The sequence below is a fragment of the Christiangramia marina genome, assembly GCF_048285865.1.
In the GTDB taxonomy this organism is placed as follows: domain Bacteria; phylum Bacteroidota; class Bacteroidia; order Flavobacteriales; family Flavobacteriaceae; genus Christiangramia; species Christiangramia marina.
Genome location: NZ_JBLVTK010000003.1, coordinates 12,926 through 26,148, shown reverse-complemented (window position 1 = coordinate 26,148; position 13,223 = coordinate 12,926). Strand labels below are relative to the sequence as shown.

The 13,223-nt window shown below is 38.4% G+C and carries 12 protein-coding genes; 9 read left to right on the top strand and 3 right to left on the bottom strand.

Annotation, left to right across the window (positions count from 1 at the left end):
* The first annotated feature begins 45 nt into the window (after positions 1 to 45).
* From ACNKXS_RS10885 to ACNKXS_RS10875, 3 genes are all read left to right on the top strand, one after another.
* Complete coding sequence (locus tag ACNKXS_RS10885; RefSeq protein ID WP_417920868.1) at positions 46 to 2,535, top strand: PIG-L family deacetylase; 2,490 nt, start codon at positions 46 to 48, stop codon at positions 2,533 to 2,535.
* Between the two features lie 108 nt (positions 2,536 to 2,643).
* Positions 2,644 to 4,344 carry a sodium:solute symporter family protein gene (locus ACNKXS_RS10880; protein WP_417920867.1) on the top strand — a complete coding sequence of 567 codons (1,701 nt, stop codon included), beginning with the start codon at positions 2,644 to 2,646 and terminating at the stop codon, positions 4,342 to 4,344.
* Entirely contained in the window at positions 4,341 to 5,312 is a 972-nt protein-coding gene (locus ACNKXS_RS10875; RefSeq protein WP_417920866.1) for a Gfo/Idh/MocA family protein, read from the top strand. The genes ACNKXS_RS10880 and ACNKXS_RS10875 overlap by 4 nt, the downstream gene beginning before the upstream one ends.
* A gap of 53 nt (positions 5,313 to 5,365) precedes the next feature.
* On the opposite strand, the gene ACNKXS_RS10870 is transcribed toward ACNKXS_RS10875, so the two are convergent.
* Positions 5,366 to 6,211, bottom strand: a complete 846-nt coding sequence (locus ACNKXS_RS10870; RefSeq protein WP_417920865.1) for a DUF2911 domain-containing protein — start codon at positions 6,209 to 6,211, stop codon at positions 5,366 to 5,368.
* Positions 6,212 to 6,372: 161 nt separating this feature from the next.
* Here ACNKXS_RS10870 and ACNKXS_RS10865 point away from each other — a divergent pair, with 161 nt between their 5' ends.
* Genes ACNKXS_RS10865 through ACNKXS_RS10855 form a run of 3 tightly spaced genes read left to right on the top strand, consistent with a single transcriptional unit; the run spans position 6,373 to position 8,890 of the window.
* Entirely contained in the window at positions 6,373 to 6,882 is a 510-nt protein-coding gene (locus ACNKXS_RS10865) for an SRPBCC family protein (protein ID WP_417920864.1), read from the top strand.
* Positions 6,883 to 6,887: 5 nt separating this feature from the next.
* On the top strand, positions 6,888 to 7,586 hold the full coding sequence (locus tag ACNKXS_RS10860; protein ID WP_417920863.1) for an SDR family NAD(P)-dependent oxidoreductase: 699 nt from the start codon (positions 6,888 to 6,890) through the stop codon (positions 7,584 to 7,586).
* Positions 7,586 to 8,890, top strand: a complete 1,305-nt coding sequence (locus ACNKXS_RS10855) for a cryptochrome/photolyase family protein (protein WP_417920862.1) — start codon at positions 7,586 to 7,588, stop codon at positions 8,888 to 8,890. The genes ACNKXS_RS10860 and ACNKXS_RS10855 overlap by 1 nt, the downstream gene beginning before the upstream one ends.
* On the opposite strand, the gene kdsB is transcribed toward ACNKXS_RS10855, so the two are convergent.
* Both kdsB and ACNKXS_RS10845 read right to left on the bottom strand, forming a co-directional pair.
* Positions 8,880 to 9,632: a 3-deoxy-manno-octulosonate cytidylyltransferase gene (gene kdsB, locus ACNKXS_RS10850; RefSeq protein ID WP_417920861.1), complete on the bottom strand. Its 753-nt coding sequence runs from the start codon at positions 9,630 to 9,632 to the stop codon at positions 8,880 to 8,882. The genes ACNKXS_RS10855 and kdsB overlap by 11 nt on opposite strands.
* Before the next feature lie 27 nt (positions 9,633 to 9,659).
* Complete coding sequence (locus ACNKXS_RS10845) at positions 9,660 to 11,096, bottom strand: ATP-dependent DNA helicase (protein ID WP_417920860.1); 1,437 nt, start codon at positions 11,094 to 11,096, stop codon at positions 9,660 to 9,662.
* A gap of 123 nt (positions 11,097 to 11,219) precedes the next feature.
* On the opposite strand from ACNKXS_RS10845, the gene ACNKXS_RS10840 reads away from it, so the two are divergent.
* From ACNKXS_RS10840 to ACNKXS_RS10830, 3 genes are read left to right on the top strand one after another with little or no spacing between them, the layout of a single operon-like run.
* Positions 11,220 to 11,882, top strand: coding sequence for a hypothetical protein (locus ACNKXS_RS10840; protein WP_298525722.1), 663 nt, complete (start codon positions 11,220 to 11,222; stop codon positions 11,880 to 11,882).
* Positions 11,842 to 12,684 (top strand): DUF3822 family protein, encoded by an 843-nt coding sequence (locus ACNKXS_RS10835; RefSeq protein WP_417920859.1) that lies wholly within the window; start codon positions 11,842 to 11,844, stop codon positions 12,682 to 12,684. Before ACNKXS_RS10840 ends, ACNKXS_RS10835 begins: the two co-directional genes overlap by 41 nt.
* Complete coding sequence (locus tag ACNKXS_RS10830) at positions 12,681 to 13,214, top strand: RsmD family RNA methyltransferase (RefSeq protein ID WP_417920858.1); 534 nt, start codon at positions 12,681 to 12,683, stop codon at positions 13,212 to 13,214. The genes ACNKXS_RS10835 and ACNKXS_RS10830 overlap by 4 nt, the downstream gene beginning before the upstream one ends.
* The last annotated feature ends 9 nt before the right edge of the window (positions 13,215 to 13,223 follow it).

Sequence of the window (13,223 nt, the reverse complement as noted above, 5' to 3'; positions counted from 1 at the left end):
CAGGACGATGTGAAATCTTTTATATTTGATGAAACCTATTATTCAATGCGGAAAATACTTTTTACCCTATTCTTACTAGGCTTTACTTTCTCCAATGCACAGGCTCCTGAAAAATGGAGTTCTTCAGATATATATTCAGAAATTCAGAAACTAAACTTTTTAGGTTCTGTTCTCTATGTGGCAGCACATCCAGATGATGAAAACACCAGGTTGATCTCTCATTTCTCAAATGAAGTGAATGCCAGAACTGCTTATCTTTCCTTAACAAGAGGTGATGGCGGTCAAAACCTTGTTGGACCAGAATTAAGAGAGCAACTCGGGATGATAAGAACTCAGGAATTACTGGCTGCCAGAAAAATCGATGGCGGAGAGCAATTCTTTACCCGTGCTAATGATTTTGGCTATTCCAAAACTCCATCAGAAACCCTGGAAATCTGGAACAAAAATGAGGTTCTTAGTGATGTTGTATGGATCATTCGAAGATTTAGACCAGACGTGATTATTAATAGGTTTGATCATCGTACACCAGGAAGCACTCACGGGCACCATACTTCTTCTGCTATGTTAAGCCTGGAAGCTTTTGAAATGGCTGGTGATGCAAACAAGTTTCAGGATCAGCTGGAATTGGTCGGGACCTACGATCCAAAGAGACTTTTCTTTAACACCTCTCCATGGTTCTATGGTGGCACCGAAGCATTTGAGGAAGCTGATAAATCGAGATTCCTCACGTTCGATACCGGAACGTACTTTCCCATGAAAGGACTCTCTAATCCAGAGATCGCAAGTCTTAGTAGAAGTCAGCATAAATCACAGGGTTTTGGAAGTACCGGAAGTCGCGGCAAGCAAATGGAGTATATCGAGCTTATCAAAGGTGAAATGCCGACTGATGAAGCTAATATTTTCGACGGAATTGATACCAGCTGGAATAGAATTCAGGGAGGGAAAGAAATTGGTTCTATTTTAACCAAGGTTCAGGAGAATTTTGATTTTGAAGATCCTTCTAAAAGTCTCCCAGAGCTTCTGAAAGCTTACCATCTCATTCAGGATCTTCAGGATAAACACTGGCGGGAGATTAAAACGCGGCAGATCAAGGATATCATTTATGCCAGTTCCGGACTTTATCTTGAAGCCATTGCAGATCGAGCTTCCGTAACACCTTCAGAAGAAGTTAATATTAAACTGGAAGCGATCAATAGAAGTGCTGCTCAGGTGAAATTAATTTCCGTAGAGCTTGTTCCGAATAATACGAAAACTGAACTAGCAGAAAATTTAGATAATAATTCATCCTGGAATGAGAACCTGGAATTCCAACTTCCGGAGAATGCAGATTTCACCAATCCTTACTGGTTGAAATCTGAAGGTTCGATAGGAATGTATAAAGTGGATGATCAAAATCTTCGAGGTTTACCTCAAACACCACTTCAGAATAAAGCAATATTCAAGCTTGAAATTAATGGAGAGCCAATAACTTTTGAAAAACCGATCCTGTACAAATTCAACGACCCGGTTTCTGGAGAAACTTATGAGGGTTTTAAGGTAATTCCAAAGGCTGAACTCAATTTACATGAAGATATTCTCGTCTTTAATTCTTCGGAATCAAAAACTTCAGAGATCACGATTCAAGCCAACCAGGCTGATCTCTCGGGAACTTTAAAATTAAATTCCGAAAAAGACTGGAGCATTAAACCAAATGAATTTAAAGTAAACATTGCCCAAAAAGGTGGTGCTCAAACCTTTAAATTTTCGATTTTTCCTCCTGAAGGTCAAAGTGAAATAACATTAAATCCAGTCCTCGAGACCGAAAATAACCGATTTGATCAAAATGTTGTTAGCATCGACTACGATTATATTCCCGGGCAGAACCTCATTCAAAAGGCAAAGCTGGAACTGGTTAAATTAGATATTAAGAAAAAAGGTGAAATTGTAGGCTACATTGCCGGAGCCGGTGACGTCGTACCGGAAGCGATACGCCAGATGGGTTACAAGGTCGACATGCTCAATCCATCAACAATTAATGTGAATTCATTAAAAAAATATGACGCCATCGTTCTTGGAATTCGAGCCTTCAATATTATTGAGGATCTTAAATTTCAGAAAAAACAACTTTTCAAATACGTAGAGGATGGCGGGAATCTTATTGTACAATACAATACCAATCGCGGATTGGTTACAGGCCAGATTGCTCCTTTTAACCTGCAGCTTTCTCGGGATAGAGTGACCAATGAAAATGCGGAAGTCGGTTTCAACCTGCCTGAGCACGAGCTCTTAAATTCCCCGAATAAACTGGGAAGTTCAGATTTCGAGAATTGGGTGCAGGAAAGAGGTTTATACTTCGCCAATTCCTGGTCAGCAGAATTTGAAGCTCCTTTGTATATGAATGATCCTAATGAAGTGCCATCTTCAGGAAGTTTACTGGTCGCCAGATATGGAAAAGGATATTATATCTATACCGGACTTAGTTTTTTCAGACAATTTCCTGAGGCAGTTCCGGGAGCATACCGACTTTTTGCTAATATGATCTCTCTAGGAAAATAATGGAAAAGCCAGAAAAATACCAGTGGAAGAAAAGTTATACGATCGTACTTGTCGCTAACGTTCTTTATATCGTTATTTTCTATTTAATCATGAACTTATTCGCCTAATATGGAATTAATAGACTGGATCATTCTAATTGGTACGATCGCGTTTATCGTATGGTATGGAGTTTACCAGTCTCGAGGAAGTTCGAATGTTGAAGATTATGTAGGGGGTGGTAAAGACGCCAGGTGGTGGACCATCGGGCTATCTGTAATGGCAACCCAGGCCAGTGCGATTACCTTTCTATCAACTCCGGGACAGGCGTACCATGATGGAATGGGGTTTGTCCAGTTTTATTTTGGCCTGCCCATTGCGATCGTTATTATATGTATCGTATTCATACCAATTTACCATAGGCTCAAAGTTTATACAGCTTATGAGTATCTGGAGTCACGTTTTGATCAGAAAACAAGAACTTTAACAGCTATACTATTCTTAATTCAGCGTGGACTGGCGGCAGGGATCACCATTTTTGCACCGGCAATCGTTCTTTCAGCGGTTCTGGGCTGGAACCTTACCTATCTTACCATCGCTATTGGAGTACTGGTAATTATCTACACTGTTTCAGGAGGAACTAAAGCGGTAAGTGTCACTCATAAACAGCAAATGGCGGTTATCCTCACAGGGATGTTCGTTGCCTTTTTCATAATTCTTAGTTACCTGCCAGCGGAAGTCACCTTTACGAAAGCGCTGGAAATTGCTGGCACCAGTGGTAAAATGGATGTTCTCGATTTCAGCTTCGATTTTAATAACAGGTACACGATATGGAGTGGAATCATTGGCGGTACTTTCCTTATGCTCTCCTACTTCGGAACAGATCAAAGCCAGGTACAACGCTATTTATCTGGTGGTTCGGTCAGGGAAAGTCAGTTAGGAATGATCTTTAACGGACTCCTGAAAGTACCGTTACAATTTTTTATACTACTGGTAGGAGTCATGGTATTTGTTTTTTATCAATTCAATCCTGCTCCCTTAAATTTTAATCCCGCGGCGACCGAAACTGTTTTAAATTCAAATTATGCCGAGCAGTACAGGGATTTGATGCTGGATCATAATGATGTTCAGAAGAAGAAAAAGGAACTGGGACTCGAATACGCCTCGAGAACTTCACTGGATGAAACTGAAACTGCAAATTTTAGAGAACAATACTCGAATCTTGAAAAAGAACAGTTCGAAATTCGGGAGGAAGCAAAAACTTTTATAGATGCTTCAGATGTCAAAGCAGAAAGCAATGATAAAGATTACGTATTTATTCATTTTATTCTGAACAATCTTCCGAGGGGATTTATTGGATTACTCCTTGCCGTGATTTTATCGGCTGCAATGTCATCCACTGCTTCAGAATTGAATGCGCTGGCGTCCACCACCGTGATCGATCTATACCGTAGAAATCATAAAGAGAATAAAAGTGATGAGCATTACCTGGCAGCTTCCAAATGGTTTACATTAATGTGGGGAGCTATCGCGATCCTGTTTGCAAGTCTTGCTGATCTATTTGATAATTTAATTCAGTTAGTAAACATCATTGGAAGTATCTTTTATGGAAATGTACTGGGTATCTTCCTACTGGCATTTTTTATAAAATATGTACGAAGCAATGCCGTTTTTATAGCAGCGATCATTACACAGATCATCGTGATCATTGTTTTTAAAATGAATATAATGCCCTACTTATGGCTGAATGTTCTGGGTTGCGTATTGGTAATGTCGATAGCGCTACTTATTCAACTTTTTCGAAATGATAAACCTCAAGTAAGCACAAGATGAGTCAAAAAATAAAATGGGGAATTCTAGGTCTTGGAAAGATCGCTGGAAAATACTGTGATGGATTACGACATGCTTCTAATGCTGAACTTTATGCAGTAGCAAGTCGTGATCTAAACAAAGCTGAAGAATTCGCATCAGAGTTTGAAGCAGAGAAATCTTATGGCAGCTATGTAGAACTGTTAAAAGATGAACAGGTACAGGTAGTTTATATCGCGACACCCCATGCCTTCCATCATGAACTCGCTATCAAATGTATCGAGCATGGTAAGGCTGTACTTTGTGAAAAACCATTTGCTTTAAATTATAAGCAGGCGAACGAGATGATAAGCCTGGCCAAGGAAAAGAATATTTTTATAATGGAGGCACTCTGGACCGCGTTTCTACCTCACTTTCGTGACCTGGAAACCAAGTTTAAAAATAAGGAGTATGGAAAACTAAAATCTTTAAAAGCAGACTTTGGGTTTCCTGCAGAATTTGACGAAACTAAAAGGCTGTTTAATAAAACCCTTGGAGGCGGTAGTCTTCTTGATATTGGAATCTATCCCGTATTTCTTGCCTATCGTTTACTCGGTATGCCCAATAGAATTACTGCGGAAGCGCAATTAGCAGAAACAGGAGTTGACGAATCCTGTGATATCAAATTTCATTATGACCAGGATATTGATGTAGAGCTTACTTCAACATTTAAGGAAAAAACTCCTACTGAAGCTATCCTCGAATTTGAAGAATCTAAAGTGATCATGAATTCAAGGTTCCATGAGCCAACTTCGATCACTACTCATAAAGATGGTAAGCATGAAGTGCGTGATTACGGAGTAGAAAATAATGGCTACACATACGAAGCGGAGCATGTAGGAGAAATGCTTCTTAATAATAAAACCGAAAGTGATATCTGGTCTATAGAAAACACCCTGGAATTAATGCAATTGCTGGATTCCATCAGGAAAGAGATTAAATTGGAATATTAAAAAAAAGGCTTCAGTTCGAACTGAAGCCTTTTTCAATACATAGTGTCTTCAGCTTATTTTGCTTCCCACTTAGCGATTGATTCTTTATTCATTTTTACATAATCTGCATTGTTTGCAGCTTCTGCAGCAGAAAGAGATTTTTTTGCAGTGGCAATAGCTTCCTTAGTTTTACCCATTTCAGCTTCTATTAATGATTGTCTTCTAAGCATCCAGTATGCTTTACCTTCACTCATCTCGTTCGCCTTTTTAACCCAGGTGTATGCTTTCTCCATATCTTTTCCCGCTTCGTGATAATAAGATGCAGCAGAGAAATAATCCTGAGCCGTTGGTCCATTCATAACCTTATCTATGCTAGCCATGGTACGATTATCTGTAGGAACTTCAATTTCCAGTATAGCTACGGTATTCTCCCATAGAAAGTTAAGATTTGCCGAATCATTTTTTAGTTCGTCGATCACGATCGTAAAAGTCTCCATTTTGAAAGGCATCTCCTCCACGGCTGCAGTAGCTGTTAGGGCAACTTTGGATTCATCCCATTCCTGAGGCACTCCCCAGTTATTGGTTGTTTCGTAGAACATCACTGTCCATTGGTCTTTTTGAGGTTTGGTGTAGATAGCATACGAACCTTTTGCCAGTTCCTTACCTCCTATTTTTACATCATCAGAAAATGTAATGATAGTGTTCAGGTTTGCGCCAGTTCTCCAAACCTTGTCAAAAGGTACCAGATCCCCAAAAATCGTACGCCCTCTCATTGCAGGCCTGGAATATTCAAGCGTGATATCGGTTAACCCAACTTTCTGTTCCATTTTTCCAAGCGGACTTGGTTGTGGTGCTTCAACTTGTGCGAAGCATGAAATGCCAGTGCAAAGCACTAAAGCAAATGCTAATAATTTTTTCATATGTAGTAGTTTAAATTTTAATAAAGATAGGTTTATTCAGCTAACTAAATCAAAAGTTAATCAAGACCGAATGATCTATAATGCTCAGATTTACATTTTGTTTAACTGTTTATATTTTAATTTAAACAACTTTGCGTGTAATTTTATAAAAAATATATCTGATGAAAATTTACACCCTGAAAAGCAAACAAAACCTACCTATTTCTGTCGAAGAAGCCTGGCAGTTTTTATCAGATCCAAGAAACCTTAAGACCATTACTCCAGATTATATGGGCTTCAAGATACTTTCAGGAGCAGATAGACCCATGTATCCAGGTCAGTTAATTCAATATATAGTAACACCCGTAGCTGGTATTAAGACAAAATGGGTTACAGAGATCACACAGGTTCGTGATCATGAATTCTTTATAGACGAACAAAGATTTGGACCATACGCTCTATGGCACCATAAACATTTTATCAAGGAAATACCAGGTGGTGTGGAAATGGAAGATATAGTGGATTACAAACTTCCTATGGGTTTTCTTGGACGTCTGGCTCATCCAATACTAGTAGAACCTAAGCTTAAAGAGATCTTTGATTACAGAAGACAAAAACTTATTGAGTTATATGGAGAGTATTCTGAACCAGATACGCAAAACCAGACTCAGAAACACGATATTTTAAACTAATTAGTATGAAAAAGAATATAGTTATTATAGGAGGAAGCAGTGGAATAGGAAATGAAATTTCAGAAATGCTTAAGGTAGATCATGAGATTTATGCTCTTTCGAGATCCAAAGGAGATCTGGACACAGATCAAGTTAAGCATTTTGAATTTGATGTATTGGAAAATGATATTTCAGAAATAGATCTTCCGGAGCAAATCGACGGATTGGTTTATTGCCCAGGTTCTATAGATCTAAAACCTTTCAAAATGATGAAACCTGAGAGTTTCGAAAAAGAGATGAATCTTAATTTCTTCGGACTTGTACGCGCAGTTCACGGATTATTACCTAAATTAAAAAAATCTGATCAGGCGAGTCTTGTTTTCTTTAGCACTGTAGCGGTAAAAGTTGGAATGCCATTTCATACCAGCGTTGCAGCAGCAAAAGGTGCTATTGAAGGTTTTGCTAAGTCCTTAGCGGCAGAATATGCCCCAAATTTCAGAGTAAATGTTATAGCTCCATCGCTTACAGATACACCGCTGGCAGAAAGATTACTTTCCAGTGACGATAAGAAAAAGAAAATGGATCAACGTCATCCATTAAAAAGAGTTGGACAGGCAAAAGATATTGCGAACCTTGCCGGATTCTTACTTACTGAAAAAAGTTCATGGATCACCGGGCAGGTATTAGGAGTAGATGGAGGTCTCTCTACATTAAACATTAATTAATGAAAACAGTGAATATTTTCTGGTTCCGAAGGGACCTTAGATTAGATGACAATGCGGGATTGAAGGCAGCATTGCGGGATGACCATCCTGTGCTGCCTATTTTTATTTTTGATTCTGAAATTCTTGACAAGCTTCCCGAAGATGATGCCCGGGTGACTTTTATTTTCGAGAACCTTCAGAAAATGCGTGATGAGCTTCAGGATAAATACGGAAGCTCTATTGCAATGTATCACGGTAAGCCTAAAGAAATATTTAAGGAGCTACTGGAATCTTATGACATAAAAAAGGTTTTTACCAATCGCGACTATGAACCTTATGCCAAGGAACGTGATAAGGAGATTTCAGAATTACTGGAAAAGAAAGAGATCGAATTCTGTGATTTCAAGGATCAGGTGATTTTTGAAAAAGATGAAGTGGTTAAAGGTGACGGCGATCCCTACAAAGTTTACACTCCTTATAAGAATCTATGGATGGAAGAGTTTACAAAGAAGGACCTAGACTTTCACTATACGACCAGATTCATGGATAATCTTTACGAAAATAGCAGACTGCCTAATTTAAGCTTAAGTGACATTGGTTTTAAGGAATCAGATTTGAAAGTTCCAGATTACCAGGTTACTCCGGGTTTGATCAAAGATTACGAAGGCAAACGTAATTTTCCAGCTGTAGAAGGAACTTCAAGACTAGGTCCACATTTGCGTTTTGGTACTGTAAGCGTGCGTCAAATGGTTAGAGATGCAAATAAAGAACACAACAAAACCTTTCTCGAGGAATTGGTTTGGAGAGAATTTTTCATGCAAATCCTGTATCACTATCCAGATACCGTGACCGATGCTTTTAAATCTAAGTACGACCGGATAAAGTGGCGTAATAATAAGGGTGAATTTGAAAAATGGAAAAAAGGAGAAACCGGATATCCATTGGTGGACGCTGGGATGCGCCAGTTGAATAAATCTGGTTTTATGCACAACCGGGTTAGAATGTTAGTAGGCTCCTTTCTTTGTAAACATTTGCTTATCGACTGGCGTTGGGGTGAAGCTTACTTTGCTGAAAAGCTTTTAGACTACGAAATGTCATCAAATGTTGGTAACTGGCAATGGATCGCTGGAAGTGGTGTGGATGCAACACCATACTTCAGGATTTTTAATCCTACCACTCAAATTGATAAATATGATGAGGACCACGAATATATCAAAGAGTGGGTTCCTGAATTTGGAACCGATGAATATCCTCAGAAAATGGTAGATCATAAAGAAGCTCGTGAAAGAGCTCTGGACACTTATAAGAAGGCTGTTAGCAATTAGCTAGCAGTTTTCTGGCTTTCTCCAGGTCTTCCGGAGTATCGATCCCAATACTTTTTACACTGGTTTCAACCATTTTGATCTTTTTGCCATACTCAAGATAACGAATGCACTCTATTTTTTCTGAAGCTTCTAATGGCAACATTGGTAAACGATAGAAATCCATCAAAGCAGATTTTCTGAACGCGTAGATCCCAACATGTTTATAATAAACGGTTTCCACCGAAGTGTCTCTTGGATAAGGAATAGGGAACCTCGAGAAGTATAACGCAGACTGGTCTTTCCCGGTGATCACTTTCACATTATTTGGATTATTGATCTCTTCCAGATCTTTAAGTTCAGTTTTTAAACTTGCCAGATCTATTTCTTCGGAACCTGGTTGCTGGAAAACTTCCAGTAATTTCGTTAGACTATTGGTGTCAATAAATGGTTCATCGCCCTGTACATTCACAACAATATCTACATCCATATTCTCTACAGCTTCAGCGATTCTATCACTCCCGCATTCATGTTCTTTCTGGCTGCGCACAACTTTACCTCCAGTTTTGATCACTTCATCATAAATGCGATCATCATCTGTCACCACATAAACTTGGTCGAAAAGCCCGGTGCTCTTAGCCGCTTTGTAGGTTGTGGCAATTACCGTTTGTCCATTTAGATCCTGCATCAATTTACCCGGAAACCTGGAAGCTTCATATCTCGCTGGGATCATAGCAATAACACGTAATTTAGAAGAATCTTGCATGTAAGAAATTTTATGTAAAAATAGGAATTACTTGCCAGCGAAAAAATCGTCCCCAAATCCAATGAGATATAATTTTTCCTGGGCTCTGGTAATTGCAGTATACAACCATCTTAGGTACTCCTTCCCTACTCCGTTTGGCAAATAAGGTTGCTCGATAAAAACATTTTTCCACTGGCCACCCTGAGACTTATGACAGGTGATCGCATAGGAGAATTTGATCTGGAGAGCGTTGAAGTATTTATTATTCTTTACATTCATGAACTGTTTGTACTTGGATCTTTCATGCGCGTAATCCTTTTTTACTTCTTCGTAAAGTCGGTTTGATTCTTCGTAAGTAAGCGAAGGTGTATTTGTGGTGAGTGTATCCAGCATAATCACTGTTTCGAAAGGACTCATTTTAGGATAATCCACCATTTGCACCTGCACTTCAGCAAATCTGAATCCGTACAATTCTTTAAATCCGAAGATCTCCAGCACTTTTACAATATCACCATTTGCAATAAACCCGGCCTCACTGGTTGGTTTGATCCAGAAATAATTATTCTTGACTACCATTAAATAATCACCGGGAGAAAGTTCATCTTCCTGAAACAGGATTCTAGATCTTATTTGTTGATTGTACATATTCGCCCGTTTATTGGACCGCACAATAATGCTGGTATCTTCATGTCCATTCTCGCCATAGGAATCCTGAATAGCATCCATGATCTCGTATCCATCTGTTAATCGAATCACATCAGCATTTGTAGAAAGCTCGAATTGAAAGTTTTCATAGAATTCCTCTTGCAGGCTTTCCCGGATAAGGGTTGCGTTGTGTAAAATATCACTGCCTTCACTTTGCCTTACTACTTCATCAAGTTCAATAAAAGAAACCTCCTTATTATAGTTTAGACCAAGTTTCTCTTCTTCAAGCGCCGGACTAAGATCCATTTTCACCGGTGGCAACTGCGCGGTATCTCCTATTAGGATCAGCTGGCAATTCTGCCCTGCATAGACATACTCAATTAAATCATCTAGTAGAGATCCATTTTCGAAAAGTTTGGAGTTTCCCCCATCATCTGAGATCATGGATGCTTCATCCACTATAAAAAGGCTGTTTTTGTGTTTGTTAGGTTGTAAAGTAAATTGAACACCCCCATTTCCCGATTTCTTCGGAAAATAGATCTTCTTATGAATAGTAAATGCCTCTTTTTTAGAGTAATTGGAGATCACTTTGGCAGCTCTTCCCGTTGGTGCCAGAAGAATTCCAGACTTTCGTATCTTCCATAAGTTTTTAGTAAGCGTACTTATGATGGTAGTTTTACCTGTACCAGCGAAACCCTTCAGTAAGAATAACTTATCTCTCCCTCCTTCCACCACAAATTTAGAAAGCATCTGTAATGCTATATCCTGTTTTGTGGTTGGTTGAAATTCAAGGTCCTGAATAAGTAATTTGAAGAAGGAATCCGGCGTGGGTATATCCATAGAAAGTGCGTAAAAACTCAAAGATACTAATGGATTTTTATGACAGAAACTTTTACGAATAAAAAAAAGTTGTAGATTTGCGTGTAACCCATTAACCTTTAAACTAAACTAAATTTTAAAAGCATGAGATTTGTAATTCAGATACTTCTTTGGTTGGTTATTATCTTCCTGGCATATCTTACTTTCAACGCGGTTTACGAACCACTACAATTTAATAAGATTAAGGAAAAAAGATATACCAAAGTAATTAAAAATCTTAAGGATATCAGAGCTGCTGAGCTTGCACATCAGGAAGTAACTGGAAAGTTCACTGGTGACTGGGATAGCCTGGTTCGTTTCCTTGACACTGCTGAATTTGCGATCACGCAAAGACGTGATACTGTAATGCTAGACGAAGAGTACGCTAAAACATATGGTGTAGATAAGAACATTGAGAAAGTGATCATCGATACTTTAGGTTTCGTACCAGTAAGTGATTCATTGTTTAAAGGTAACAAAGAGAGGTATCAAACTATGATGAATGTTCCTGTTGAAGGGGTAAACGAAAAGTTCGAACTTAGAGCAGGTACCATTCAAAAAGGTGATAATAAAATTCCAGTATTCGAGGCTAGAATTCCTAAAGCGGTAGTACTATCAGATCAGGATAGAACTCTAATCCTTCAGGAAAATGAAGTACAGTCTGTAGATGATGTAAATGGGAGATACATTAGCGTTGGTAGTATGACAGAAGTTAGTACCAGTGGTAATGGGTTTGACAGATATGGTGGAGATAGCGACAACGACTAGTAATATCAAAGCAAATAAAAAGATGTCCATTCAGGTTAGCCTGGATGGACTTTCTTTTTGTATCCTGGATAAAGAGCGCCAGGAAATCGAATATTTGAAAAGTTTCGACTTCGAGAAACAACTTGATCCAATAAAAGTACTTTCCAGGATAGAACTTATTATTGAAGAAGAGTCCATTCTACAGCAACCGGTTCAGGAAGCAAGTTTATTTTTTACCAATACACTTTTCACGCTGGTTCCTTCAGATTTATTTGATGAAGAACAGGCAGTAAGTTTCCTGAAATTTAATACTAAAATCCTCAAAACCGATTTTATTGCTCATGACCAGGTCAATAATGAACTGGTTAATGTATATATCCCCTACGCCAATATCATTAATTATTTTTTTGATATGTTCGGTGAATTTGAATACCGGCATAGTCTGAGTATTCTTATTGATAGCTTACTGAAAATAAAATCTTCGGAAAAGCCTATCGCTTATTTACATACTCATTTGCATCATTACGAATTGGTAGTGATTCAAAATTCAAGGTTGATCTTCGCTAATAGCTTTGAATTTGATACTAAAGAAGATTTTATTTATTACCTACTATTTACTCTGGAACAACTTGAACTAGAACCTCAAGAGGTTGAATTGATCTTGCTGGGTGATATCAAAAAGAATTCAGAAGAATATAATATAGCGTACAGGTACATCACAAATATTTCCTTTTTAGACGTATTCCATACTTTCAGTTTTTCCGAAGAAGCGAAGCCGAAGTATCCACTGGCCGATTATTTAACTATTAAAAGTCTATCATGAGAATTATATCAGGAAAGCATAAAGGGCGACGTATAACCGCTCCTTCCAAATTGCCAGTGAGACCAACAACAGATATGGCTAAAGAAGCGCTGTTTAATATACTGAATAATCAGTATCACCTTTCAGAGCTTAAAGTACTTGATCTATTTTCAGGAACAGGGAATTTAGCATTTGAATTCGGTTCCCGTGACGCTAAAGATATAACTGCTGTAGATGCTAATTTTGACTGCGTTAAATTTATAAAGAAAACTTCTGAAGAATTGGAGCTTCCAATAATGGCCGTTAAAAGTGATGTTTATAAATATCTTGAAAAAGGAGCCATGAAATCTGATCTTATTTTCGCAGACCCTCCCTACGATTTTACTGCAGATCAATTTGGAAAGATCGCCAAAATCATATTTGATCGTGACCTACTAAACGAGGATGGTGCCTTGATCATTGAACACTCCAAACACACCGATCTAAGTCAGTTTTCTCATTATAGTCATCAAAGAAAATACGGAAGCAGCGTTTTTAGTTTCTTCGAATAATTATTACCT